Raw genomic sequence first — 26,212 nt, 5'->3', positions numbered from 1 at the left:
CAAAAGGGAGATGCTCCGCCGCTGAGCGGAGCGATCCGGGAACGGAGTTCTGCGTGGACATCGTCGTCAAGGGCCGCAAGACCGAGGTGCCCGAGCGGTTCCGCAAGCACGTGGCCGAGAAGCTGAAGCTGGACAAGATCCAGAAGTTCGACGGCAAGGTGATCAGCCTCGACGTCGAGGTGTCCAAGGAGCCGAATCCCCGTCAGGCCGACCGTTCCGACCGGGTGGAGATCACGCTCCGCTCCCGGGGGCCGGTCATCCGGGCGGAGGCGGCGGCGGGCGACCCTTACGCAGCGCTCGACCTGGCCACCGGAAAGCTGGAGGCCCGGCTGCGCAAGCAGCACGACAAGCGCTACAGCCGCCGAGGCAACGGCCGCCTGTCGGCTGCCGAGGTCGGGGACGTGGTCCCCGGCGTCGCTTCGTTCGACGAGGACGGTGAACTGGTCGGCGACCAGCCGTCGGAGCCCGTCCCCACCACGAAGATCGGCTCGCTCGAAGTGCAGGGCGAAGGGCCGCTCGTGATGCGCGAGAAGACCCACACCGCCGCACCGATGTCGCTCGACCAGGCGCTCTACGAGATGGAACTGGTCGGCCACGACTTCTACTTGTTCGTCGACTCCGAGACGAAGGAGCCCAGTGTCGTCTACCGACGGCACGCCTACGACTACGGCGTCATCCACCTGAGGACCGACCCGCTCGCCGCGGACGAAGCGGGCGGCGCGGGCGGCGCGCTCGGCGGCTGAGGCCACAGCGTCGGGGTGCCCCCGGGGTGTTTTCGCGCCACCGGGGGCACCCTCGCGCGGGCGCAGGACCACCGTGCCGGTGGCCGGACATGGAATCATGGCGGCCCGAGCCAATCGGTGTTCTGTGAAGTGCCGTTGGCGAACGACCGACACTTCAGGCCGTGGCCTTCAGGGGGAGGAACGATGGCGGACACCTTCGGGCCCGTGCGCGATGCGAATGACTCCGACGACGACACCGGTGCGTACACCGGCAGCGGGGCGGACGGCGCTTCACGCAAGGAGCCCATCAGGGTCCTCGTGGTCGATGACCACGCGCTCTTCCGCAGGGGCCTGGAGATCGTCCTCGCCCAGGAGGAGGACATCCAGGTCGTCGGCGAGGCCGGGGACGGCTCCGAGGCGGTCGACAAGGCCGCCGACCTGCTGCCCGACATCGTGCTGATGGATGTCCGGATGCCCAAACGCGGCGGCATCGAGGCCTGTACGGCCATCAAGGAGGTGGCCCCCAGCGCGAAGATCATCATGTTGACGATCAGTGACGAGGAGGCCGACCTCTACGAGGCGATCAAGGCGGGCGCGACCGGCTATCTCCTCAAGGAGATCTCCACCGACGAGGTCGCCACGGCCATTCGCGCGGTCGCCGACGGGCAGTCCCAGATCAGCCCCTCCATGGCCTCGAAGCTGCTCACCGAGTTCAAATCGATGATCCAGCGCACCGACGAGCGGCGGCTCGTTCCGGCGCCCCGGCTCACCGAACGCGAGCTGGAAGTGCTGAAACTCGTGGCGACCGGCATGAACAACCGGGATATCGCCAAGGAGTTGTTCATTTCCGAGAACACGGTGAAGAACCACGTCCGCAATATCCTGGAGAAACTGCAGCTGCACTCCCGGATGGAAGCCGTGGTCTACGCCATGCGCGAGAAGATCCTGGAGATCAGGTAGCGAACGGCTCCCGCCCCGGTCCCGGCCAGCGGGGGCAGGTCAGCGGGGACCGGTCAGCGGTAGGCGCGTTGGAGCGCGTGGCCGATCTCCGTCCGGAGCGGCTCGCGCAGCTCCGGGGCGTCCACCCGGTCCACCCGGATGTCCGTGCAGCCCACCCAGGCCGCCGCCTCCACCAGGGCCTCGGCCATCGGGACCACCGCTTTCGGGCCGGCCAGCGACGCCTGTCGGGCGATCAGCGTGGTGCCCTCGCGCGCCGGGTCGACCCGGCCCTGGAGCTTCCCGCCCGCCAGCAACGGCATCGCGAAGTAGCCGTGGATCCGCTTCTGCTTGGGCACGTAGGCCTCCAGCCGATGCGTGAAGCCGAAGATCCGCTCCGTGCGCGCCCGCTCCCAGATCAGGGAGTCGAACGGCGACAACAGCGTCGTACGGTGGCGCCCGCGGACCTCCTTGGCCAGCGCCTCCGGGTCCGCCCAGGCAGGTTTGGACCAGCCCTCCACCACGACCGGGACCAGGCCCGTGTCGGCCACCACGGCGTCGAACTCCTCGGCCCGCAGCCGGTGGTAGTCCGCGATGTCGCCGCGGGTGCCGACGCCCAGGGACCTGCCCGCCAGCGCCACCAGCCGCCGCCGGCACTCGGCGTCGCTCAGGTCGTCGTGGAGCAGCGCGTCCGGAATGGCCCGCTCGGCCAGGTCGTAGACCCGCTTCCAGCCGCGCCGCTCGGTGCACACCACCTCGCCGTACATCAGGGCCCGCTCGACGGCCACCTTGGACGCCGACCAGTCCCACCACTCGCCGCCGTTCTTCGCGCCGCCCAGCTCGGTCGCCGTCAGCGGGCCCTCGTCGCGCAGCTGCTTGATCACGGTCTCGTACGAGCCGTCGGGCAGATCGTGGCCCCAGTGCGGGCGGGAGCGGTAGGCGCGGCGGCGGAACGCGAAGTGCGGCCACTCCTCGACGGGCAGGATGCACGCCGCGTGGGACCAGTACTCGAAGGTCCGGCCACCCGACCAGTAGGCCTCCTCCACCGTCCGGCGGTTCACCGGGCCGAGCCGGGCGTAGGGGATCAGCTCGTGCGAGCGGGCCAGCACCGAGATCGTGTCCAGCTGGACCGCGCCGAGGTGCCGCAGCACTCCCGGCACCCCTGCCCGGCGGTCCGGAGCCCCCAGAAGGCCCTGGGCGCGCAACGCCATGCGGCGGGCCTGGTCGGCGGAGAGTTCGACTGCGGGAGGAGGCACAGGCGTCATACGTCGAACCCTAGACGGCGCCACTGACAGTCCGGTCCGGACGCCGTCCGCGGATCCCGTGGTCACCCTGGGGACTCCGGGGTGCCACCGGGCCGCGGAGCATGGCGTTCGGGGACGTACGGGTGGGAGCCCGCGAGCCCCAGGTCGGACGGGAGCAGGGCCGCCGTCCAGACGTCGCGCCGCACCCCCTTGTTGAGCAGCCCGGACCGCTGGTCGCCCTCCAGCCGGAACCCCGCCCGCTGGACGACGGCCCGCGAGGCCACGTTGCCGATCTCGGCCCGCCACTCCAGCCGGTCCGCCCCGAGGGAGGAGAAGGCCCAGCGGGCGGCGCCGAGCACCGCCTCGGTGACGTATCCGTGGCCGCGGTGTTCCTTGGTGGACCAGTAGCCGACCTCGTACGTCCCCGGCAGGCTGCGGCGGTCGATGCCGAGCGCACCGACGAGCGCCCCGGTCTCCCGCAGGATCAGGGCGAAGCCGTAGGCGGAGTCGTCCTGCCAGCCCGCCGGGCAGAGCTTCGTGGTGAACAGCTCCGCGTCGGTCAGGCGGTACGGGGAGGGGATCACCGTCCAGCGCTGGATGTCCGGGTCCTGGCAGGCGGCGTGCACCGGATGGGTGTCCTGCGGGCCGAAGGGCCGCAGGAACAGTCGTTCCGTGGTGAGAGTGATCGGCTCCATGGACCGATTCTCGTGAGCCGGCATCCTTGATGCGAGCACTTTTGGGGCTTCCCGGCACCTTCCGTGCGTTTGGACCGTTGTCCTACAAGGGTGCGGTGAGGTCCACGCGACGGCAGCCCTCCCGACGCGGTGGTGTCCTCGCTTACGATGGCCGTTGCGGTGGGGCCCACCTGCCGTGCCCGCGCCAGAGTCCATTACACGACCCAGTGCCAGGCCCGACCGGCAAGGAGACCAGCCTCAGTGTCCGTCTTCAACAAGCTCATGCGTGCAGGCGAAGGCAAGATCCTGCGCAAACTGCACCGCATCGCGGACCAGGTCAGCTCCATCGAAGAGGACTTCGTCAACCTCTCCGACGCCGAGCTGCGGGCGCTCACCGACGAGTACAAGGAACGGTACGCGGACGGCGAGAGCCTGGACGACCTGCTTCCCGAAGCGTTCGCCACGGTCCGTGAGGCCGCGAAGCGCGTCCTCGGACAGCGCCACTACGACGTACAGATGATGGGCGGAGCCGCCCTGCACCTCGGTTATGTGGCCGAGATGAAGACCGGTGAGGGCAAGACCCTCGTCGGCACCCTGCCCACGTATCTGAACGCGCTCTCCGGCAAGGGCGTGCACCTGATCACGGTCAACGACTATCTCGCCGAGCGTGACTCCGAGATGATGGGCCGGGTCCACAAGTTCCTCGGTCTGAGCGTCGGCTGCATCGTCGCCAACATGACGCCGGCCCAGCGCCGTGAGCAGTACGCCTGTGACATCACGTACGGCACGAACAACGAGTTCGGCTTCGACTACCTCCGCGACAACATGGCGTGGTCCAAGGACGAGCTCGTCCAGCGCGGTCACAACTTCGCGGTGGTCGACGAGGTCGACTCGATCCTCGTCGACGAGGCCCGTACGCCGCTGATCATCTCCGGCCCGGCCGACCAGGCCACCAAGTGGTACGGCGACTTCGCCAAGCTGGTCACCCGCCTCACCAAGGGCGAGGCGGGCAACCAGCTCAAGGGCATCGAGGAGACCGGCGACTACGAGGTCGACGAGAAGAAGCGGACCGTGGCCATCCACGAGGCCGGTGTCGCCAAGGTCGAGGACTGGCTCGGCATCGACAACCTCTACGAGTCGGTGAACACCCCGCTCGTCGGTTATCTGAACAACGCCATCAAGGCCAAGGAACTGTTCAAGAAGGACAAGGACTACGTCGTCATCGACGGCGAAGTCATGATCGTCGACGAGCACACCGGCCGCATCCTCGCCGGCCGCCGCTACAACGAGGGCATGCACCAGGCGATCGAGGCGAAGGAAGGGGTGGACATCAAGGACGAGAACCAGACCCTCGCCACGATCACCCTGCAGAACTTCTTCCGCCTCTACGACAAGCTCTCCGGCATGACCGGTACGGCGATGACCGAGGCCGCCGAGTTCCACCAGATCTACAAGCTCGGCGTGGTGCCGATCCCGACGAACCGGCCGATGGTCCGCGCCGACCAGTCGGACCTGATCTACCGCACCGAGGTCGCCAAGTTCGCCGCGGTCGTCGACGACATCGCCGAGAAGCACGAGAAGGGGCAGCCGATCCTGGTCGGCACCACCTCGGTCGAGAAGTCCGAGTACCTCTCCCAGCAGCTCTCCAAGCGCGGTGTCCAGCACGAGGTCCTCAACGCCAAGCAGCACGACCGGGAGGCGACGATCGTCGCCCAGGCGGGCCGCAAGGGGGCCGTCACGGTCGCGACGAACATGGCCGGCCGAGGCACCGACATCAAGCTCGGCGGCAACCCTGACGACCTCGCCGAGGCGGAGCTGCGCCAGCGCGGCCTCGACCCGGTGGAGAACGTCGAGGAGTGGGCGGCCGCGCTGCCCGCCGCGCTGGAGGCGGCCGAGCAGGCCGTGAAGGCGGAGTTCGAAGAGGTCAAGGAGCTCGGCGGACTCTACGTGCTGGGCACCGAGCGGCATGAGTCGCGCCGTATCGACAACCAGCTGCGCGGCCGTTCCGGCCGTCAGGGCGACCCGGGCGAGTCCCGCTTCTACCTGTCGCTGGGCGACGACCTGATGCGCCTGTTCAAGGCCCAGATGGTCGAGCGCGTCATGTCGATGGCGAACGTTCCGGACGACGTCCCGATCGAGAACAAGATGGTCACCCGCGCCATCGCCTCCGCACAGTCGCAGGTCGAGCAGCAGAACTTCGAGACCCGCAAGAACGTCCTGAAGTACGACGAGGTGCTCAACCGGCAGCGCGAGGTCATCTACGGCGAGCGCCGCCGCGTCCTGGAGGGCGAGGACCTCCAGGACCAGATCCGGCACTTCATGGACGACACGATCGACGACTACATCCGGCAGGAGACCGCCGAAGGCTTCGCCGAGGAGTGGGACCTCGACCGGCTGTGGGGCGCCTTCAAGCAGCTCTACCCGGTGAAGGTCACCGTCGAGGAGCTGGAGGAGGCGGCCGGCGACCTGGCGGGCGTCACCGCCGAGTTCATCGCCGAGTCGGTCAAGAACGACATCCACGAGCAGTACGAGGAGCGCGAGAACACCCTCGGCTCCGACATCATGCGTGAGCTGGAGCGACGTGTCGTCCTCTCGGTGCTCGACCGCAAGTGGCGCGAGCACCTCTACGAGATGGACTACCTCCAGGAGGGCATCGGCCTGCGGGCCATGGCGCAGAAGGACCCGCTGGTCGAGTACCAGCGCGAGGGCTTCGACATGTTCAACGCCATGATGGAGGGCATCAAGGAGGAGTCCGTCGGCTACCTGTTCAACCTGGAGGTCCAGGTCGAGCAGCAGGTCGAGGAGGTTCCGGTGCAGGACGGCGCCGAGCGCACCTCGCTGGAGAAGGAGAGCGCCGCCGCCCCGCAGATCCGCGCCAAGGGCCTGGAGGCCCCGCAGCGGCCGGACCGGCTCCACTTCTCCGCTCCCACGGTGGACGGCGAGGGCGGTGTCGTCGAGGGTGACTTCGCCAACGACGAGGCCACCGGTGACACGCGGTCCGGTTCCGCCGACGGCATGACGCGCGCGGAGCGTCGCAAGGCGCAGAAGGGCGGTGGCGGCGGCGGTCGCCGTCGCAAGAAGTAGCACCAGCGGCAGTACCCCGGCAGGGGCCGGACACCACGAGGTGTCCGGCCCCTGCCGCGTTCGCCGGGTCACCGGGGGCCCGGGGCGCCGGCCGTGAGGCGTTCGCCGCCCAGCTCCACGGCGGCGCAGCGCCAGCGCTGGTCGGGGCCCTGTTCCAGGCGGAAGGCCATCGCCCGGACCCGGTCGCCCGCGGCGATGCTGGCGAACGCCTCGACCACGCCGATGGCGGGCTGCGCCCCGCGGCAGTGGCGGAGGACGGGGCGGCTGCCCCGGGTGGCCCCCAGCGGGGCGGTCGGGGCCAGCTCGGCGAGCTGGTCGTAGGCCTCGCCGATGGTGTGGCCGAGCATCCAGTGCACCGGGCGCTGGCCGCTGAGGACCGCGAGCAGGCGCTCGGCGAACCACTGGTGGGGCCGCTGCGGCCGGTGGGGCTGCAGCCTGCGGGACCGCTGCGGAGGTACTGACCGGGGACCACTCTGGTCGCGTCGGCCTGCGGGCCTCGTCCTGTCCGTGCTCATGATCGTCGCCCCCGTTGACCGGGCCCGGTGTCTACCGGACGGTAACTTGTGTTGGGGATCTTCTACGGGTGAGGTCGTCAGCGACGCAAGGGGCCTCCGGGCGCCGATCGGGTGCGGGCGGATTCACCTGTCTGTGGCTCGGCCCTTGCGGGACAAGGGCGGCAGTGGGGGTGACGGGCCGTTGGCGGTGGACGGACGACCCCGGTTGCCGAAACCCGAAAGGGGACGTTCCCACGTATCCTGAGGACGTTTCCCTCTACGAAAGCGACCTGCCATGCGCGTGTACGTCCCCCTGACCCTCTCCGGTCTCGCAGCGGCGCACGGTGCGGGCGAGGTCGGCCCCGGGCCGCTGACCGCCTACGCGGTGACCCCGGGGCTGCGCGAGTGGTACGTCTCCGACGACATCGAGGAGCTGGAGTACGCGGCGCTCAACCGGGCGGCCGCCGCCTCGCTCCGGATGATCGCGGGGAAGCCGGACGAGGTGCGCCGCCGGGTCGTCGTGGCCGTCGACGTACCGGACGGGGCCGCCGTCGCCGACCCCGACCACGGGCTGGGCGCTGCGTCGCTCGGCGAGGTGCGGATCGCCGCCGCGCTGCCGCTGGCCAAGGCGGCGGCGGTGCACGTGGACGCCGACGACGCGGAGAAGGACGTGGCCGCCGCGGCCGCGGTGCTGGGGGCCGCGGACCTCGGCGACGACGACGCGCAGTTCACGGTGGACGGGGCCGAGGACCACGAGTTGCTCTGGTTCGGCGTTCAGGAGATTCCGCAGCTCATCGGCTGAGGGACGGCGTTGTCGTACCCGGCGGGTATTTTTTCTGCATGACTTCGGGGACGACACGCACTCATCTGGTCTGGGACTGGAACGGCACGCTGCTGGACGACACGCATGCCGTCATCCAGGCGACGAACGCCGCGTTCGCGGAGGTCGAGCTGGCGCCGATCACGCTGGAGCAGTACCGGGAGATGTACACGATCCCCATACCCCGGTTCTACGAGCGGTTCCTGGGCCGGCTGCCCACCGAGGCCGAGTGGGAGCGGATGGACGGCATCTTCCACCAGTACTACGCGGAGCAGCGGGCGGCCTGTGGGCTCACCGCCGGGGTGGAGGAGCTGCTGGATCAGTGGCAGCGGACCGGGCGCAGTCAGTCGCTGCTCAGCATGTACGGGCACGAGCAGCTGGTGCCGGTGGTGCGGGGGTACGGAATCGAGCCGCGGTTCGTCCGCGTCGAGGGGCGTACGGGGCCGTCCGGCGGGAGCAAGGCGCTCCACATGGAGCGGCACTTCGAGGCGCTGGCCGGGGTGGGCGGGATCGTGCCGGAGAACTCGGTGGTCATCGGGGACGCGCTGGACGACGCGGTGGCGGCGGCGCATGTGGGGGCTCGGGCGGTGCTGTACACCGGGGGGTCGCACAGCCGGAGCAGCCTGGAAGGGGCGGGGGTGCCGGTGGTGGACAGCCTGGGGGAGGCGGTGGCGTTGGCGGAGACGTTCGCCGCGTAGCGGGGGTGCGGGGGCCGACGCGGGTGCCGGTGCCGTGTGCGGGTGGGCGTGGTGCGGGCTTTTCGGGGCGCTGCCCCGGACCCCGGTCCTCAAGCGCCGGACGGGCTGAAAAGGGCGTCCTCAAGTGCCGGACGGGCTGAAGAAGCGTCCGCGAGCGTCGGGCCGTCGGGCGGGCCCGGCGGGGGTGCCCGGGTGGGCTGACCGGCGTTTTCAGGTGGTGGAGGGGAGCGACGGGTGGGTCGACTTGAGTACCTTCAGGAACTCTCGCATCCAGGCCGGGTGGTCCGGCCAGGCTCGGGAGGAGACCACGGCGCCGTCCACGACCGCCTCCGTGTCCTGGAAGGTCGCGCCCGCGCTCTGCATGTCCGGTTCCAGGGCCGGGTAGGCCGTGACGTTGCGGCCGCTGAGGCTGCCGGTGGCGGCGGTGATCAGGGGGCCGTGGCAGATCTGGGCGACCGGGCGGTCCGCGGAGAAGAACGCGCCGACGATCTTCCGCAGTTCGGCGTTGTTGCGGAGGTACTCGGGGGCGCGACCGCCGGGAATCACCAGGGCGATGTACGCCCCGGGGTCGACCTCGGAGAAGGACAGGTCGGCGGGCCAGGTGTAGCCGGGCTTCTCCGTGTACGTGTCGAAGCCGGGCTCGAAGTCGTGGACCACGAAACGCAGCGTCTTACGCTCGGGGGCCGCGATGTCGACCTCGTAACCCTCCTCCAGCAGCCGTTGGTACGGGTAGAGGACTTCGAGTGACTCGGCGGCGTCGCCGGTGACGATGAGGATCTTCTGCGGCATGGCGGGGCTCCTCGGGCCGGTTGCCCCGGTGGCGTGCCGAGGGCCTGGATCCGTGCGGTACGGACAGACTGCCCGGGTTCCGGGAGTTCGCCAAGGCGGCGCGGCGCACTGTCCAGAGTGTCAAAGTTCGGGGGGTTCTTTTGTACACAAGCGGCTCATGACGCAACGGGGTGCGAGAGAGATAGCCTGGTGCCGTGATCAGCGCGATACGCCTCGGGGGCAGCGAAGCCCCCGGCCGCCGCCCGGAGTGCCACCGCACCCGGGCGATCCGCGATCTCCCGACTCCGGACCGGCTGCCGAAAATGGCCAATATGGTCCCGGGTATCTCTCGAAGCGGCATAGCGTCGACCCAGACCGGAAACCCCGCGTCGTGGCGGTACGCCGCTTTTCTCACCTACGTCACGCAACGGCGCGCGACAGGAGCCAGAGGACATGCAGACCAAGCTGGACGAAGCCAAGGCCGAGCTGCTCGCAGGGGCCGCCAAGGTAGCTGAAAACGGTCCGGGCGGTGGTGTCGGTGGCCCGGGAGGTGCCCCCCGGGCGCGGATTTCCGCTGCCGGGGCCGACGAGAGCGCCCGTCCCGGTCAGGAAACGGTGCTCGCCTACCTCCAGCGCTACTACCTGCACACGGCTCCGGAGGACCTCAGCGGGCGCGACCCGGTCGACGTCTTCGGCGCCGCCGCCTCGCACTACCGGCTGGCCGAGAACCGTCCGCAGGGCACCGCCAACGTCCGGGTGTACACCCCGACCGTCGAGGAGAACGGCTGGACCTGCAGCCACTCCGTCGTCGAGGTCGTCACCGACGACATGCCCTTCCTGGTGGACTCCGTCACCAACGAGCTGTCCCGGCAGGGGCGCGGCATCCACGTCGTGATCCACCCGCAGGTCACGGTCCGCCGCGATGTCACCGGCAAGCTCATCGAGGTCCTCTCCGGCGGCCCCGGCCTCCCGAAGGCCTCCCGGAGCCGGCAGAAGTCCAAGGACGCCAGGGCCGAGATGCCCCACGACGCGCTCGTCGAGTCCTGGATCCACGTCGAGATGGACCGCGAGACCGACCGCGCCGACCTCCAGCAGATCACCGCCGACCTGCTGCGCGTCCTGTCCGACGTGCGCGAGACCGTCGAGGACTGGGGGAAGATGCGCGAAGCCGCCCTCCGGATCGCCGACGACCTGCCCGGCGAACCGTTGGACGACCTCGCCGACGAGGAGGTCGAGGAGGCCCGCGAGCTGCTGCGCTGGCTGGCCGCCGACCACTTCACCTTCCTCGGCTACCGCGAGTACGAGCTGAAGGACAGCGACGCGCTGGCCGTCGTGCCCGGCACCGGGCTCGGCATCCTGCGCTCCGACCCGCACCACAGCGAGGACGAGGCCCACCCGGTCAGCCCGTCCTTCGACCGGCTGCCCGCCGACGCCCGCGCCAAGGCCCGCGAGCACAAGCTCCTCGTCCTGACGAAGGCCAACAGCCGGGCCACCGTGCACCGCCCCAGCTACCTCGACTACGTCGGCGTGAAGAAGTTCGACGCCAAGGGCAACGTCGTCGGCGAGCGCCGCTTCCTCGGGCTCTTCTCCTCGGCCGCCTACACCGAGTCCGTGCGCCGGGTGCCCGTCATCCGCCGCAAGGTCGCCGAGGTCGTGGAAGGCGCGGGCTTCTCGTACAACAGCCACGACGGCCGCGACCTGCTCCAGATCCTGGAGACCTACCCCCGCGACGAGCTGTTCCAGACGCCCGTCGACCAACTCCGCTCCATCGTGACCTCCGTCCTCTACCTCCAGGAGCGCCGCCGACTGCGGCTCTACCTGCGTCAGGACGAGTACGGGCGCTACTACAGCGCGATCGTCTACCTGCCGCGCGACCGTTACACCACCGGCGTACGCCTGCGGCTGATCGACATCCTCAAGGAGGAGCTCGGCGGCAACAGCGTCGACTTCACCGCCTGGAACACCGAGTCGATCCTCTCCCGGCTGCACTTCGTCATCCGCGTCCCGGCCGGCACCGAGCTGCCGCACCTGACGGACGCCGACGCCGACCGCATCGAGGCCCGCCTCGTCGAGGCCGCCCGCTCCTGGGCCGACGGCTTCCAGGAGGCGCTCACCGCCGAGCTGGGCGAGGAGCGCGGCGCGGAGCTCCAGCGCCAGTACGGCCACTCGTTCCCCGAGGGCTACAAGGCCGACCACTCGCCGCGCGCAGCCGTCGCCGACCTGGTCCTCCTGGAGACCCTCAAGCAGGGCGAGAAGGACTTCGCCCTCAGCCTGTACGAGCCGGTCGGCGCGGGCCCCGGCGAGCGCCGCTTCAAGATCTACCGGACCGGCGAGCAGGTCTCCCTCTCCGCCGTCCTCCCGGCGCTCCAGCAGCTCGGCGTCGAGGTCGTCGACGAGCGGCCGTACGAGCTGCGCTGCGCGGACCGCACCCACGCCTGGATCTACGACTTCGGCCTGCGGATGCCCCTGGCCAACGGCAACGGCGGCTACCTCGCCGACGACGCCCGTGCCCGCTTCCAGGAAGCCTTCGCCGCCGTCTGGAAGGGCGAGGCCGAGAACGACGGCTTCAACGCGCTGGTCCTCGGCGCCGGGCTGAACTGGCGGCAGGCCATGGTGCTGCGCGCCTACGCGAAGTACCTGCGGCAGGCCGGGTCGACCTTCAGCCAGGACTACATGGAGTCCACCCTCCGCAACAACGTCCACACCACCCGGCTGCTCGTCTCGCTCTTCGAGGCCCGCATGTCGCCCGGCCGCCAGAGCGCCGGCACCGAGCTGACCGACGGGCTCCTGGAGGAGCTGGAGGGGGCCCTGGACCAGGTCGCCTCGCTCGACGAGGACCGGATCCTGCGGTCCTTCCTCACCGTCATCAAGGCCACCCTGCGGACGAACTTCTTCCAGAGTGCGAGCGAGGGAAGCGACCAGGGGGGCCGGCGCACGGAGGACGGCGCGCCGCATGCGTACGTCTCGATGAAGTTCGACCCGCAGGCCATCCCGGACCTGCCCGCGCCCCGGCCGGCCTACGAGATCTGGGTCTACTCGCCGCGTGTGGAGGGCGTCCACCTGCGCTTCGGCAAGGTCGCCCGGGGCGGGCTGCGCTGGTCGGACCGGCGCGAGGACTTCCGTACGGAGATCCTCGGACTGGTCAAGGCGCAGATGGTGAAGAACACCGTCATCGTGCCCGTCGGCGCCAAGGGCGGCTTCGTCGCCAAGCAGCTCCCGGACCCGTCGGTGGACCGCGACGCCTGGTTCGCCGAGGGCATCGCCGCGTACCGCACGTTCATCTCCGCGCTGCTCGACATCACCGACAACATGGTGGCCGGCGAGGTCGTGCCGCCCGCCGACGTCGTCCGGCACGACGAGGACGACACCTACCTCGTCGTCGCGGCCGACAAGGGCACCGCGAGCTTCTCGGACATCGCCAACGAGGTGGCCGTCGCGTACGGCTTCTGGCTCGGCGACGCGTTCGCCTCCGGCGGCTCGGCCGGCTACGACCACAAGGGCATGGGCATCACCGCCCGGGGCGCCTGGGAGTCCGTCAAGCGGCACTTCCGCGAGCTGGGCCACGACACCCAGACCGAGGACTTCACCGTCGTCGGCGTCGGCGACATGTCCGGCGACGTGTTCGGCAACGGGATGCTGCTCTCCGAGCACATCCGCCTCGTCGCCGCCTTCGACCACCGGCACATCTTCATCGACCCGGACCCGGACGCCGCCACCTCGTACGCCGAGCGGCGCCGGCTGTTCGACCTGCCCCGCAGCTCCTGGGCCGACTACGACACGGGCCTGCTCTCGGCGGGCGGCGGGATCCACCCGCGCAGCGCCAAGTCGATCCCGCTCAACCCGCACGTCCGCGAGGCGCTCGGCATCGACCCGTCGGTGAGTAAGATGACGCCCGCCGACCTGATGCAGACCATCCTCAAGGCCCCCGTCGACCTGGTGTGGAACGGCGGCATCGGCACGTACATCAAGGCCGTCTCCGAGTCGAACGCGGACGTCGGCGACAAGGCCAACGACGCGATCCGCGTCAACGGCGAGGACCTGCGGGCCAAGGTCGTCGGCGAGGGCGGCAACCTCGGGGCCACCCAGCTCGGCCGGATCGAGTTCGCCCGCAGCGGCGGCCGGATCAACACCGACGCGATCGACAACAGCGCCGGGGTGGACACCTCCGACCACGAGGTGAACATCAAGATCCTGCTCAACGGTCTGGTCCGGGACGGTGACATGACCGTCAAGCAGCGCAACAAGCTGCTCGCCGACATGACCGACGAGATCGGCGGGCTCGTCCTGCGCAACAACTACGCGCAGAACGTCGCGCTCTCCAACGCCTCCGCCCAGGCGCCCTCGCTGCTCCACGCCCAGCAGCGCTTCATGCGCCGCCTGGAGCGCGACGGTGCTCTGGACCGGGCGCTGGAGTTCCTGCCCGCCGACCGGCACATCCGGGAGCTGCTCAGCAACGAGAAGGGGCTGAGCCAGCCCGAGCTGGCCGTGCTGATCGCCTACACCAAGATCACGACGGCGGACGAGCTGATCTCCACCGTCCTGCCGGACGACCCGCACCTGCAGAAGCTGGTGCACGCCTACTTCCCGAGCGAGCTGCGCGAGCGGTTCCCCGAGGCGGTCGACGGGCACGCGCTGCGGCGCGAGATCATCACGACGGTCCTGGTCAACGACACGGTGAACACCGCCGGCTCGACCTTCCTGCACCGGCTGCGGGAGGAGACCGGGGCGTCGATCGAGGAGATCGTGCGGGCCCAGTTCACGGCCCGTGAGATCTTCGGCCTGTCCCGGGTGTGGGACGCGGTCGAGGCGCTCGACAACAAGGTCGCCGCCGACGTCCAGACCCGGATCCGGTTGCACTCGCGGCGCCTGGTCGAGCGCGGTTCGCGCTGGCTGCTGGGCAACCGGCCGCAGCCCGTCGCCATCGCGGAGACGATCGAGAGCTTCCGGGACGGCGTCGCGCGGGTCTGGGACGAGCTGCCCAAGCTGGTCAAGGGTGCGGACCTGGACTGGTACCACTCGATCCTGGACGAGCTGACGGGCGCCGGCGTGCCGGACGAGCTGGCGGTCCGGGTGGCCGGGTTCTCCTCCGCCTTCCCGGCGCTGGACATCGTGGCCATCGCCGACCGTACGGGCCGGGATCCGCTGGAGGTCGCCGAGGTCTACTACGACCTCGCGGACCGGCTGCGGATCACCCAGCTGATGGACCGGATCATCGAGCTGCCGCGGGCCGACCGCTGGCAGTCCATGGCCCGCGCCTCCATCCGCGAGGACCTGTACGCGGCGCACGCGGCGCTCACCTCGGACGTGCTGAGCGTGGGGAACGGGTCGGCCACGCCGGAGGAGCGGTTCCGGGCGTGGGAGTCGAAGAACGCGGCGATTCTCGCCCGGTCGCGGTCGACGCTGGAGGAGATCCAGGGGTCGGACGCGTTCGATCTGGCGAACCTGTCGGTGGCCATGCGGACGATGCGGACGTTGTTGCGTACGCACGCGTAGGGGGTCTTGTCCGTCTGTGGGGGCCGGCGCCGCGTGGTGGTGCCGGCCCCCACGGCGTGGGGGCCCGTCCTCACACCGCGGACGGGCTGGAAGCGATGCCCTCAAGCGCCGGGCGGGCTTGAGTGGGTTACTTTCGCTTGGTGAAGGCCTCGTACGCCGCCACTACTTCCTTCGCCGGGCCGTCCATCCTCAGCGTGCCCGCCTCCAGCCACAGGGCGCGGTCGCAGGTCTCGGTGATCGATTTGTTGCTGTGGCTGACGAGGAAGACCGTGCCCGCCTCGGCGCGCAGTTCCTTGATGCGGTCCTTGCTGCGGCGCTGGAACTTCGCGTCGCCCGTGGACAGCGCCTCGTCGATCAGCAGGACGTCGTGGCTCTTGGCCGCCGCGATGGAGAAGCGGAGCCTCGCGCCCATGCCCGAGGAGTACGTGCGCATCGGCAGCGTGATGAAGTCGCCCTTCTCGTTGATGCCGGAGAAGTCGACGATCCCGTCGTAGCGTTCGCGGATCTGTTCGCGCGTCATGCCCATCGCGAGTCCTCCCAGCACCACGTTGCGCTCGCCGGTCAGGTCGCCCATCAGGGCCGCGTTCACACCGAGCAGCGACGGCTGGCCCTGGGTGTGGACCCTGCCCCGGGTCGGCGGGAGCAGACCCGCGACCGCCTTGAGCAGCGTCGACTTGCCCGAGCCGTTGGAGCCGATCAGGCCGATCGCCTCGCCCTTGTACGCGGCGAAGCTGACGCCCTTCACGGCGTGCACCTGGCGCGCGCCGGGGGTACGGCGACGGGTGGTGAGCCGGCTGAGCGCGGAGGTGGCGCTGCCCTTGCCCGTACGGGCGCCATGGACCGTGTACGTGATGTGGACGTCGTCGACGACGACCGTCGGGACCCGGTCGTCCCCGGGGGAATCCTTGCGGTCAGCCACGTCCGTAGGTCTCCTCGGCCTTCCAGAAGTACACGAATCCGGCCACTCCGCACAGCAGTGCCCAGCCCGCCGCTACCGCCCATGCGAACGGTGGCAGCTGCGCCCACGTGTAGCTGTCGATGAGCGCGTACCGCATGAGGTTGATGAAGAGTGCCGCCGGGTTGTACTCCAGAGCCACCATCACCGCGTGCGGGGCCCGTTCTCCCTTGAGCAGGTGGTCCAGGCTCCACATCACGCCGGAGGAGTACATCCAGGTCCGCAGCACGAACGGCGTCAGCTGCGCGATGTCCGGGGTCTTCGCCGTCAGCCGGGCCACGGCCATCGACACCCCGGTGTTGAACACCGCCTGGAGCGCGAGCGCCGGGACGGCCAGCAGCCAGGACGGGCGAGGGTACTGGCCGAACACCAGCAGGATCACGGTCAGTGCGCCCAGGGAGAACAGGAGTTGCTGCAACTGCTGGAGGGCGAGGGCCACCGGCAGGGAGGCGCGCGGGAAGTGGAGGGCCCGCACCAGGCCGATGTTGCCGCTGATCGCCCGTGTGCCCGCGGTGATCGAACTGGCGGTGAACGTCCAGATGAAGACCCCGGTGACCAGGAACGGGACAAAGTCCTCGACCCCGTGCTTGGTGTTCATCAGGACGCCGAAGATGAAGTAGTAGACCGTCGCGTTCAGCAGCGGCGTCATGATCTGCCAGATCTGGCCGAGCTTCGCCTGGCTGTACTGCGCGGTCAGCTTGGCCGTCGCGAACGCGGCGATGAAGTGCCGCCGCCCCCACAGCTGCCGGATGTAGGAGGGCAGCGAGGGCCGGGCGCCGCTGACCGTCAGGCCGTGCCGGGCGGCCAGGGCGGCCAGCTCACCGGGTGCGTAGGTGGGGGCCTCCTGGGCGGGGGCGCTCATCGGGGACGGCGGAGCTGCTGTCTGGCTCACCACGAACGATCGCTTTCGATGGAAGCGGGAGGGGATGACGCCGGAACGCCGGGACCGGTGGAGCGAGCGGTGGGGCGGTGGGGCGATACGGCGACGGAACGATACGGTCCCGTGGGGACGCCCTCGTTGGGACGGGACCGTATCGTCGTAACGCTGAGAGTAGGACGCTTCTACGCCGCAACGCAACCGTTTCGTCGCAGCCGACTATCATGCGGGCCATGACCACCGAACGGGGAACCCGCCGCCGCGCCCCCGCAGGCGCCGCCGTCCTGCGTGAGGACGTGACCGACGCCATCCGCGCCGCCGTCTTCGAGGAACTCGCCGCGGTGGGGTTCGCCCGGATGTCCATCGAGGGCATCGCCCGGCGTGCGGGCGTCGGCAAGACCGCCGTCTACCGTCGCTGGAAGTCCAAGCTGGCGCTCGTCCTCGACCTGGTCGCGGCCGTCGCCGCGCAGGGAATGCCCGCCCCGGCCACCGGTTCGCTGTACGGGGACGTGCGCGCCGTCCTGGAGCTGGCCGCGTACGCCCTGCGCCACCCGGTCGCCTCGCAGGTCATCCCGGATCTGCTGGTCGAGGCGGCCCGCAATCCGGAGATCTCCGACGCGATCAAGGCCGCGCTCCTCGACCAGCAACAGGGTGTCGCCGCCGTGGTCGTGAGGGAGGCGGTGGCCCGGGGAGAACTGCCCGAGGGCAGTGACCCCGACCGGGCGCTCGATCTGATCGTCGGGCCGTTGTACTGGCGGCTCGTCGTGGTGCGCGGGAAACTGCCGAAGGGCTACCTGGACGATCTGGCGGCGTCTGCGGTCGCCGCCCTCAAGCACGGCTGAACTGTCCAGCACGGCTGAACTGTCCAGCACGACTGGACTCTCCACCACGGCTGTACCTTCCAGCACGTCTGAAGACGCTCAGCCCGCCGGCACCCGCGCCAGCACCTCGCCCGTGGCCGGGCTGAACGCCAGCATCGTCGCGTTCTCGGGCAGGCGCTGGAAGCGGGTCAGCAGCAGCCACCGCACCCCGTACCGGGCGGTGATCCCGTCCCGCCGGACCTGCGGGGTCGACGCGTCGAGGTAGGCGGCCACGGCCCGGCTCCTCTCCCGCCGCTCCGCGCGCGCGAGACCCGCGTCCGGCAGCGCGTCGGCCAGCACGTACGCCCCGTGCCCGGCCAGGGCGTACATCGCCGGGCGGCTGTCCGTCAGGACCACCTCGCCCGGCGGCACGTACGCGGTCGCCCAGGCGTACGGTTCCCCGGCCGCGGGCGCCCCCTCGACCACCGGCGGGCCCGTGGTCCGGCCCTCGGCGGGGGTGCGCGGAGCGGTCAGCCCGTTGTAGTACGGCCACAGCGCCGCGACGGCCACCGCGCACCCGACGGCGAACGCCCACCGCCACGCGGTCGGGCGGATCCGGGTCCGCGTCCGGACCGCGATCAGGGCCACGCACCCGATCGTCGCGCCGATCGCGGTGGGCGGGTGGACCAGCAGGACGAGCCCGAGCAGTGCGCCGATCCCGGCCGCCTCCGCCCACCGGGGCGTCCGGCCGGGCTTCGGATCACCGGGGCGGGCGGTCCGGGCGGCCGCGCGGCCGGTCCAGGCCCACAGGTGCAGGGTGACCGCGACCGCGAACGTGCTGGGTGCGCTCCAACGGGCGGGATCCGCCCAGTGGATCAGGGCCAGAGGCACCAGCACCAGAACCGGGACCCAGCGGTTGGGGGTCAGCAGCCGGGTGAGCCGGCCGATCCCGGCGAGCAGGAGCAGCAGGTTCACCGTCGCGGTCACCGCGACGACGGACGGGCCCGAGAGCCCGGTGGCGCGGGCGGCCAGTCCCTGGAGCAGTGCGTACGGGGAGTAGTGCGCGCTCGCCACGGCGGGCAGGTCGGTCATGGGGAACGCCGGGTGCAGCAGGTTCACCCGCAGCCGTTCGACGACCGCCGCCTGGAGCCCGGCCTCGCAGCAGAGCGGAGCCTGCCAGGCCGCCGCCGACAGCACCGCCCACAGCAGGCCGCCCAGCACGAGGTACGGCGACGGCAGCCACAGGGGCGGCCGGGCCGTTCCGTCGGCCCCGTCGCCTCCGGTCGTGGCGGGCGGGAGGCCGGAGGGCGGGGCGGAGGCAGCGGAGGCAGCGGAGGCAGCGGAGGCAGCGGAGAAGAGGGGCACACCTCATGGGTTCCGTGCGGCGGGCCCGCTCTCCCCGCCGCCACCCGTCCGAGGGATTCCGGCCCCGGCTTCCCCACGCCCTCAGGCCGTGTCGGCCAGCAGCCGGTCCGCGACCCGGGCCGCCGCGCCGCCGTCGTCCAGATCGCAGTAGTCGCGGCGGAAGCTCTCGTAGGCGTCGGCGTGCCGGGCCGCCAGCGACCCGGTGTCGCGCAGCGCCTGGGCCACCTCGTCCGTCGTGACCAGCAGCGGCCCCGGCGCCCGGGTCTCGAAGTCCAGGCAGAAGCCGCGCACGGTGTCGCGGTAGTGCTCCAGGTCGTACGTGTGGAAGAGCATCGGCCGGCCCGTCAGCGCGAAGTCGAACATCAGGCCCGCGTAGTCCGTCACCAGGACGTCGGCGATCAGCAGCAGCCCGGCCGCCCCCGGGTGGTGCGAGACGTCGAGCACACCGGGCCCGGCCGGGACGCTGCCGGTGACCCGGGGGTGGCGGCGCACCAGCACCGTGTGGCGGGGGCCGAGCGCCCGGGCCAGGGCGGCCGGGTCGAGTGCCGGGTCCCAGCGGTACGGGCCGGGGGCCGTACGGTCGGCGGACGCGGCCGGGGGATGGGCCAGGTGGTCGCGGTAGGTCGGGGCGTACAGCACGACACGGTGGTCCTCCGGGACCCCCAGCCCGCGCCGGACCTCATCGGATGCCTTGTCCCGGTCCGGCGGGAACAGCACGTCGTTGGCGGGCGACCCGGCCTCCAGCACCTCCCCCTCGTACCCCAGCGACCGGCGCAGCCACGGCGTCGCGAAGCGGCTCGGGGAGACCAGCACCGACCACTGGGCCGACCGCCGCGGCAGGGTGGCGAGGTGCTGGTGGTCGGCGTAGAGGGTGTCGGCCAGGCAACCGCCGAAGCGGCCGAGCGGGGTGCCGTGCCAGGTCTGGACGACCGACTGCCCGGGCCGCCGCTCGAACCACTCGGGCAGCTGTTCGTCCGTGACGATCCGGCGGGAGCGGGCCAGCGCCTCGTACCAGGCGACGCTGTGCACCGGGACGGCCCGCGCGCCGGGCGGGACATGGGTGGTGCGGCCAGGGGTGGTGCCGGTGACCCACAGGTGTTCGGTCTCCGTGCCCCGGCGCACGAGTTCGGCGTGGACGGCGCGCGGGGAGTCGCCGCCCGCGTAGAGGACGGTGTCGCGGAGCGGGAGGAGCGTGCGCCCGTCGCGGTAGTGCGCGGCGCGCAGGAGGCGCCTGCCGTACGCGCTCCGCCCCGCGCCCGCCGCTTGCGCGTCCGGCCCCGCGACGACGGACAGCCGGTCGCCGTGCCGCCGCTCCGGACGCAGGGCGCTTCCGGCTCCGCCGCGGGGGAGCTGCCGGGCGGCGGAGCCGAGGACGCGTACGGGACGGCCGTCCAGGCGGACCTCCCAGCGGCCTTCCGGGAGCGGCGGGGTGATCAGCGCGGAGAACCGGCCCGCGGGTGTCACTGTGTCGGTCTCCGCGTCGGCCGGTGTGTCGGTGCCCGCGGTACCTTCCGCGCCGGTCTCCGCGCGGGCTTGTGTGTCGTGGCCTACGGTGCCTCCCGCGTCGGTCCGTGCGTCGGTCCGTGCGTCGGTCCCCGCGATGCTCGCCGTGGCGGGCTCCCCGAAGGCCCCCTCGGCCGGGACCGTCTCGTGCAGCGTCTCGTGGCGCAGGACGAGCCGGCCGACCGGCGCGGTCGCCGTCCCCGGCGGGGGCGGGCCGTACGTCCTCGTCGCGGGCGGACCGTACGTCTCCGGAGCGGGGCGGGCGTACGTCCCCGAGACGCGCAGGCCCCCCTCCGGCGTGTACTCCACCCGGTCCGCGTACGGAGCCGCCGCCAGGTCCAGCACCAGGTCGCCCGACGGGTCCGCGCACGCGGGCGGCGGCAGGTCCGGCGCGGCGGGCAGCGGGACGCGGGCGCCGTCGGCGAGCAGCAGCCGGACCCGCCAGCGCCGCCCGTCCGTCGTTCCGACCTCGCGGGGGGCCGGGTGCGGGGCGGGAGGGGCGCCGGCGAGGTCGGCGAGCGGCACCCGCACCGTGAACCCGACCCCGTCCGCCCCGCGCCCGACGCTCGCCGCACCCGCCTCGTCCACCGGGCCCGCCTCACGGGCCTCGTCGGGCTCCCCGTCCCGGCCCGTCCCACGGCCCTCGGCCGACTCCCCGTCCCCGTCCGCCTCGCGGCCCCCTCCCGGCCCCGCGCCCCCGGCGGTCTCCTCGTACTCCACCGGGCAGGAGTGCTCCGCGCCCCCCTCGGTCCCCTCGCGCGTCAGCACCAGTGCCGTCGGCCTGCTCCCGCTCGCGCCGAAGTACCGGCCCGTGAGTTCCAGCGGGGCCCCCTCCGCCCCGGCGGTCCGGTGCCCCTCGGCCCGTGCTCGCAGGCGTGACACGGTCAGCCGGAGCCGGCCGCCCCGGTAGTCGAGCACCGCCCGCCGCCCGTCGCCCAGGTCGTGGACGAGCGGCTGGTCCGCGCCCGCGTCCGGGGCGCGCACCGCCACCCGACGTACCGCCCCGGGCGCGGCGAGGACCAGGCCGACCAGCCAGCCGCCGCCGTCCGCCGTCGCGGGCAGCCGGTCCGGATCGAGGACCATCTCGAAGCCTGCGTGGTCGTAGCCGTGCAGCTCCTGACCGGAGTGCACCGTCGCCTCGGGCGTGCACACGGAGCGCACCGGCACCGGCCGCACCTGCCGGCCCCGCTCCGCCCGGACCATCCCCACCGTGAGCCGCTGCCGGGCGGAGGCGGCGGGGAGGTTGCGCAGATACGCGTACCCGCGCAGCCGCAGCCTCCCGTCCGCGCCCCAGCGCGCCTCCAGCAACCGCGCCACGGCGGGGACGTCCGTGCGTGCGAGCCGGGCGCTCGCGCCGCGCACCCCGGGGTACACAGCCCGTCGCCGCCCCGGGGGGCCCTCGACCGCGAACGTGCCCGCCCCGTTGGCCCGTTCGAAGGCGAGAACCGCCAGCAGCTCCTCCAGACGCCGCTCCCGCACCAGCGACCACTTGACGCGCAGCTCCACCGGCAGCCCCTTCAGCGCGCCGGGCCCCGCCCGGTCGACGAAGGCCCCGGCGCCCTCCAGGAACGCCGACCGGTAGGCCTCACCGCCCATCGGCAGGCCGTCCAGGAAGTACCCGAAGTCGTCCCGCAGGCAGGACGTGTCGTACGCCCGCCGCTGTCCCGCGTCCCGGCCCCCCAGGAACGCGCTGACCCGCTCGCACGCGGCGATCCGGTCCCGTACGCCCGTGACGTCCGTACGCCGGCGGGTGATCGAGCCCTCCCGCACCCGCCAGTAGTAGACGTGCTCGTGCAGGACGTCCACGGACCGGGCGAGATGGTGCGCGGGGATCATCACCGGGGTGTCCTCGTACAGCTTGCCCACGGGGAAGGCGAAGCCGTGCGTGTCCCAGAACGAGCGCCGGAACACCTTGTTCCACGCCACCCGGTCGGCCAGCAGACGCGGGTCCCGGGTGATGTGGGTGCGGGGCCGGGTGGCCGTCAGCCAGCGGTACTGCCAGGCCTGCTGCCGTCCCTGCCCCGTCAGCCGCCACACATTGCCGGTCACCAGATCGGAACCGGTCGCCTCCAGCGAGGCCGTCATCCGCTCGTACGCGTCGTGCACGACGATGTCGTCGCTGTCGGCGAACGCCAGATAGGGGACGGCGGGGGTGGTGTGCCGGACGCCGGTGTTGCGGGCGGCGCTCAGACCGGCGTTCCGCTGCCGCACCAGCCGGAAGCGGCTGTCCCGGGCGGCGAACTCCGCCGCGATCCGGGCGCTGCCGTCCGTCGAACCGTCGTCGACCATGACCACCTCGATCGCTTCGAGGGTCTGGTCCGCCACCGACCGCAGGCAGTCCCCGAGGTAGGCCTCGACGTTGTGGACGGGGACGACGACGCTGAGGAGGGGTGGCAGTGGTGGCTTCATGTCCTGGTCAACACGGGGCGGGTCCCGGGGTCACCGGCGCTGACCCGAACGGGTGAACGCGGCTCCTCGGCCGTCCCGGCCCGCCATTACGCTCGGCTGCCATGCCCACCCGAGCTTCCGTGAAGCGGTTCGTGCGTCGCCAGGCCATGCGGGCCGCCTACCGCACCGACCTGCGCCGCCCGCTCGACCCGGACCTCGCCGTCTACGGGGCGTACTGGAACCGGGGCGTCGCCTGCAACCCCGCGGCGATCCACGCCAAGGCCCGCGAGCTGGTCCCGCACATCCGGGGCGTGTGGGCCGTCTCCTCCCGGCACCGCGACCGGATGCCGGCCGGTGTGCCGTACGTCATCGAGGGCTCGCGCGCCTACTGGCGGGCCATGGCCACCGCCACCTATCTGGTCAACAACTCCAGCTTTCCCGGCGGCTTCACCAAGCGGCCCGGTCAGCGCTATCTCCAGACCCACCACGGGACCCCGCTCAAGACCATGGGGCTGGACCAGCGCGCGTACCCCGCCCTCGCCCGGAAGACCGACTTCGCCAAGATCCGCGCCCATGTCGGCCAGTGGGACTTCAGTCTCTCCGCCAACCCGCACAGCACGGAGGTCTGGGACCGCGTCTACCCGGGCGCGTACGAACGGCTCGACCTCGGCTACCCGCGCAACGACCCCTACGCCACCGCCACCGCCGGGGACGTCGCGAAGATCCGCGCCGAACTGGGCGTCGCCGAGGGGCAGACCGTCCTCCTCCACGCCCCGACCCACCGCGACTACCGCGGCGGCTTCGTGCCCGACCTCGACCCCGCGCGGCTGGCGGAGGAACTGGGCCCGGAGTACGTTCTGTTGGTGCGCGCCCACTATTTCTACGGGCGCTCCGCCGAGGTCGGCGGGACCTGGGTGTCATCGGCGGTGCATCACAACTCGGGGCTGGGTAGAGACTGGGAAAATGGCTCACTCCCGGTCGGCTCGTCAGCCGGGGCGGGGCGGGTCATCGACGTCACCGGACACCCCCGGGTCGAGGAACTGTGCCTGGCCGCCGACGCGTTGATCGCCGACTACTCCTCCTTGATCTTCGACTACGCCTGCCTGGACCGCCCGATCGTCGTCCACGCCCCCGACTGGGCCGCCTACCGGGCCACGCGCGGCACGTACTTCGACCTGCTCTCCGGGCGGCCCGGCGAGACCCCCGGCCCCGTCACCACCACCCCCGCCGAGCTGGCCGATGTGTTCCGGACGGGGGAGTGGCGGTCCCCGGAGGCGGCCGCGCTGCGGACCGCGTTCCGGGAGCGGTTCTGCCCGTACGACGACGGGCACGCGGCGGAACGCGTCGTACGGCGGTTCTTCGCCCCGTCCCTCTGACGCGGGGCCCGCCCCCGATCGGCCGGCGCGTCCGCCACCCGAATGGCTCAAGACGGGCCTCCCGCGCCGATTCCTCCGCGCCGCGCGGTCGTTGTGCCCAACAGCTCGCTCACCCCGCCATGTTGGGAGACGTCCATGCACCGGTCCGCCTACGAGCAGATGGAACTCTGCATCCAGGAGTATCTGCCTGTCGAAGGGCCCGCGTCCGGCGCCTACCGCGTCGTCGACCTCGGATCGCGCGTCTCCGGCAAGCAGACCCGTACCCACCGGGCGCTGCTCGCCGGGCACCCCATCGACTACTTCGGGGTCGACGTGCAGGACGGCCCCAACGTCGACGCGGTGATGGCGAAGCCGTACCGCATCCCCGCCCGCTCCAACAGCGCCGATGTCGTGCTGTCCGGGCAGGCGTTCGAGCACATCCCGTTCTTCTGGGCGTCGATGCTGGAGATCGCCCGGGTCCTGAAGCCGGGCGGACACGCGTTCATCACCGCCCCCTCGCGCGGTCACGTCCACGACGCGCAGGACTGCTGGCGCTACTACCCCGACGGATTCCGCGCGCTCGCCGCCCACTCGCGGCTCGAACTGCGCGAGGCCTACACCGACTTCCCGCCCAGAAAGGGCATCTGGCACGACTACCGGGCCATCGACAGGAAGGCCGCCTACTGGGGCGACTCCGTCGGCGTCTTCCGCAAGCCGGCCCGCTACCCGCGCCTGACCATGTTCGCCGTACGGGAGCTGGCGGTGTGGTGGGCGAACCGGGTCGGCGGCGTGGACGGCGTCCCGCTGCCCCGCCCCGTGGACGGCCGCGAACGGTGCGGCAGGCCCGATTCCGCCCCCGTACCCGAGCAGGCGCCCGCACCCGGGCGGACGCCCGCGCCGGAAACGGCTCCCGTGCGTGCCGAGTCGGGGGGCTGAGCCGTGAGAGGCGCGATGTGGCGGTCCGGCGGGATCAATAGCAGGTTGACGAAAGATGACATGCGGCGCAAACCGCGCGTACTGTCCCGGGGCATGGCTTGGCGCAACGCCGTCAACGGCGTCCTTCAGCAGCTCACCGGATACCAGCTCAGGCGCGTCACGGTGCCCGCCGCCCGCACCGCCCCCGCAACGGCTCCGGCCGCCGCACCCACCCCCGCACCGGCTCCGGAGCCCCGGGCGAAGAAGCCCGCGCCCGGGTTCCCGGCCGACTACGACGACGAGGCGAAGGACATCATCCGGGCGGTCAAGCCGTACTCGATGACCTCGCCGGAGCGGCTCAACGCCTTCATCCTCGCCACCCGCCACATCGCCCGGCACGACATCCCCGGTGACATCGTCGAGTGCGGCGTCTGGCGCGGCGGTTCCATGCAGGCCTGCGCCCGGACCCTGCTCTCCGTCGGCGAGACGGAGCGCGATCTGTACCTCTTCGACACGTACGAGGGCATGACCCCGCCCACCGCCGAGGATCTGCGGCGCGACGGGCGGTCGGCCCAGGAACTGCTGGACGCCCAGGGCAAGGACCGGCCGATCTGGGCGGTCGCCTCGCTGGAGGACGTCAAGGCGGGCTTCGACAACGTCCCGTACCCGAAGAAGCGCGTCCACTACGTCCAGGGGCGGGTCGAGGACACCGTTCCCGCCGAGGCCCCCGAGCAGATCTCCATCCTGCGCCTGGACACCGACTGGTACGCCTCCACCAAGCACGAACTGGAGCATCTGTACGACCGGTTGGTACCCGGTGGGGTGCTCCTCATCGACGACTACGGCTACTGGCAGGGGTCGCGGCAGGCGGTCGACGAATTCCTCGACAAGACCGGTGAGCGCCTTCTGCTGCTGCGGATGGACGAGGGCCGGATCGCCGTGAAGCCCTGACGCGAGCCCTTCACGGCAGCGCCGAGCACCGAGCCCCGTGCCCTTCCGGTACGGGGCTCGAACGTGCTCCCGGCACGCCCCCGGGGTGCGTGACTCCGCCCTCCGCGTCACCCGAACGGGCCCCCTCGGGTGACCCGTCCTTCCGGCGCGGGTTGTACCCCATGGCCCCC

General features: G+C 71.6%; 18 protein-coding genes. 10 read left to right on the top strand and 8 right to left on the bottom strand.

The genetic code is table 11. From position 1 onward, the window contains the following. Positions 1-53: 53 nt before the first annotated feature. Complete coding sequence (gene hpf, locus ACH4RG_RS17455; protein WP_003968752.1) at positions 54-743, top strand: ribosome hibernation-promoting factor, HPF/YfiA family; 690 nt, start codon at positions 54-56, stop codon at positions 741-743. 183 nt (positions 744-926) lie between these two features. Next, entirely contained in the window at positions 927-1,682 is a 756-nt protein-coding gene (locus ACH4RG_RS17450; protein ID WP_265601276.1) for a response regulator transcription factor, read from the top strand. Between the two features lie 53 nt (positions 1,683-1,735). On the opposite strand, the gene ACH4RG_RS17445 is transcribed toward ACH4RG_RS17450, so the two are convergent. Together ACH4RG_RS17445 and ACH4RG_RS17440 are read right to left on the bottom strand one after the other, a co-directional pair. After that, positions 1,736-2,923, bottom strand: coding sequence for a winged helix-turn-helix domain-containing protein (locus ACH4RG_RS17445; protein ID WP_397917186.1), 1,188 nt, complete (start codon positions 2,921-2,923; stop codon positions 1,736-1,738). Between the two features lie 62 nt (positions 2,924-2,985). Beyond that, entirely contained in the window at positions 2,986-3,597 is a 612-nt protein-coding gene (locus ACH4RG_RS17440) for a GNAT family N-acetyltransferase (protein ID WP_397917185.1), read from the bottom strand. A 240-nt stretch (positions 3,598-3,837) separates the two neighbouring features. Here ACH4RG_RS17440 and secA point away from each other — a divergent pair, with 240 nt between their 5' ends. Next, positions 3,838-6,660, top strand: coding sequence for a preprotein translocase subunit SecA (gene secA, locus ACH4RG_RS17435; protein WP_397917184.1), 2,823 nt, complete (start codon positions 3,838-3,840; stop codon positions 6,658-6,660). A gap of 68 nt (positions 6,661-6,728) precedes the next feature. Here the strand turns inward: secA and ACH4RG_RS17430 are convergent, their stop codons facing one another. After that, the gene (locus ACH4RG_RS17430) at positions 6,729-7,175 is read right to left on the bottom strand and encodes an Rv3235 family protein (RefSeq protein ID WP_397917183.1); all 447 of its coding nucleotides are present in this window, start codon (positions 7,173-7,175) and stop codon (positions 6,729-6,731) included. 274 nt (positions 7,176-7,449) lie between these two features. On the opposite strand from ACH4RG_RS17430, the gene ACH4RG_RS17425 reads away from it, so the two are divergent. After that, entirely contained in the window at positions 7,450-7,956 is a 507-nt protein-coding gene (locus ACH4RG_RS17425; protein ID WP_397917182.1) for a DUF6912 family protein, read from the top strand. Positions 7,957-7,994: 38 nt separating this feature from the next. Further along, positions 7,995-8,672: an HAD family hydrolase gene (locus ACH4RG_RS17420; RefSeq protein WP_397927860.1), complete on the top strand. Its 678-nt coding sequence runs from the start codon at positions 7,995-7,997 to the stop codon at positions 8,670-8,672. A gap of 210 nt (positions 8,673-8,882) precedes the next feature. Here ACH4RG_RS17420 and ACH4RG_RS17415 read toward each other — a convergent pair whose 3' ends face one another. After that, complete coding sequence (locus ACH4RG_RS17415; RefSeq protein WP_397917180.1) at positions 8,883-9,461, bottom strand: DJ-1/PfpI family protein; 579 nt, start codon at positions 9,459-9,461, stop codon at positions 8,883-8,885. Positions 9,462-9,893: 432 nt separating this feature from the next. On the opposite strand from ACH4RG_RS17415, the gene ACH4RG_RS17410 reads away from it, so the two are divergent. Further along, a complete protein-coding gene (locus ACH4RG_RS17410) occupies positions 9,894-14,933 on the top strand; it encodes an NAD-glutamate dehydrogenase (RefSeq protein WP_397927862.1) in 5,040 nt (1,679 codons plus the stop codon). Between the two features lie 127 nt (positions 14,934-15,060). On the opposite strand, the gene ACH4RG_RS17405 is transcribed toward ACH4RG_RS17410, so the two are convergent. Both ACH4RG_RS17405 and ACH4RG_RS17400 read right to left on the bottom strand, forming a co-directional pair. Beyond that, positions 15,061-15,852 carry an ABC transporter ATP-binding protein gene (locus tag ACH4RG_RS17405; RefSeq protein ID WP_397917178.1) on the bottom strand — a complete coding sequence of 264 codons (792 nt, stop codon included), beginning with the start codon at positions 15,850-15,852 and terminating at the stop codon, positions 15,061-15,063. Then, complete coding sequence (locus tag ACH4RG_RS17400; RefSeq protein WP_398539769.1) at positions 15,845-16,750, bottom strand: ABC transporter permease; 906 nt, start codon at positions 16,748-16,750, stop codon at positions 15,845-15,847. Before ACH4RG_RS17400 ends, ACH4RG_RS17405 begins: the two co-directional genes overlap by 8 nt. Positions 16,751-16,998: 248 nt before the next feature. Here ACH4RG_RS17400 and ACH4RG_RS17395 point away from each other — a divergent pair, with 248 nt between their 5' ends. Next, positions 16,999-17,607 (top strand): TetR/AcrR family transcriptional regulator, encoded by a 609-nt coding sequence (locus ACH4RG_RS17395; protein ID WP_397917177.1) that lies wholly within the window; start codon positions 16,999-17,001, stop codon positions 17,605-17,607. A 78-nt stretch (positions 17,608-17,685) separates the two neighbouring features. Here ACH4RG_RS17395 and ACH4RG_RS17390 read toward each other — a convergent pair whose 3' ends face one another. Both ACH4RG_RS17390 and ACH4RG_RS17385 read right to left on the bottom strand, forming a co-directional pair. Continuing rightward, entirely contained in the window at positions 17,686-18,930 is a 1,245-nt protein-coding gene (locus ACH4RG_RS17390) for a hypothetical protein (RefSeq protein ID WP_398539768.1), read from the bottom strand. Positions 18,931-19,011: 81 nt separating this feature from the next. Further along, the gene (locus ACH4RG_RS17385; protein ID WP_398539767.1) at positions 19,012-22,842 is read right to left on the bottom strand and encodes a CDP-glycerol glycerophosphotransferase family protein; all 3,831 of its coding nucleotides are present in this window, start codon (positions 22,840-22,842) and stop codon (positions 19,012-19,014) included. A 101-nt stretch (positions 22,843-22,943) separates the two neighbouring features. On the opposite strand from ACH4RG_RS17385, the gene ACH4RG_RS17380 reads away from it, so the two are divergent. The 3 genes from ACH4RG_RS17380 to ACH4RG_RS17370 all read left to right on the top strand — a co-directional run bounded on the left by ACH4RG_RS17380 (position 22,944) and on the right by ACH4RG_RS17370 (position 26,042). Beyond that, positions 22,944-24,197, top strand: coding sequence for a CDP-glycerol glycerophosphotransferase family protein (locus ACH4RG_RS17380; RefSeq protein WP_397917174.1), 1,254 nt, complete (start codon positions 22,944-22,946; stop codon positions 24,195-24,197). A gap of 135 nt (positions 24,198-24,332) precedes the next feature. Beyond that, complete coding sequence (locus ACH4RG_RS17375; protein ID WP_398160432.1) at positions 24,333-25,112, top strand: methyltransferase domain-containing protein; 780 nt, start codon at positions 24,333-24,335, stop codon at positions 25,110-25,112. A 60-nt stretch (positions 25,113-25,172) separates the two neighbouring features. Continuing rightward, positions 25,173-26,042, top strand: a complete 870-nt coding sequence (locus ACH4RG_RS17370; RefSeq protein WP_398539766.1) for a TylF/MycF/NovP-related O-methyltransferase — start codon at positions 25,173-25,175, stop codon at positions 26,040-26,042. Positions 26,043-26,212: the final 170 nt, after the last annotated feature.

This window comes from Streptomyces sp. NPDC021019 (assembly GCF_044333295.1).
In the GTDB taxonomy this organism is placed as follows: domain Bacteria; phylum Actinomycetota; class Actinomycetes; order Streptomycetales; family Streptomycetaceae; genus Streptomyces.
Note: the sequence above shows the minus strand (reverse complement) of the source record. Positions and strands in the feature narration are given on the sequence as shown.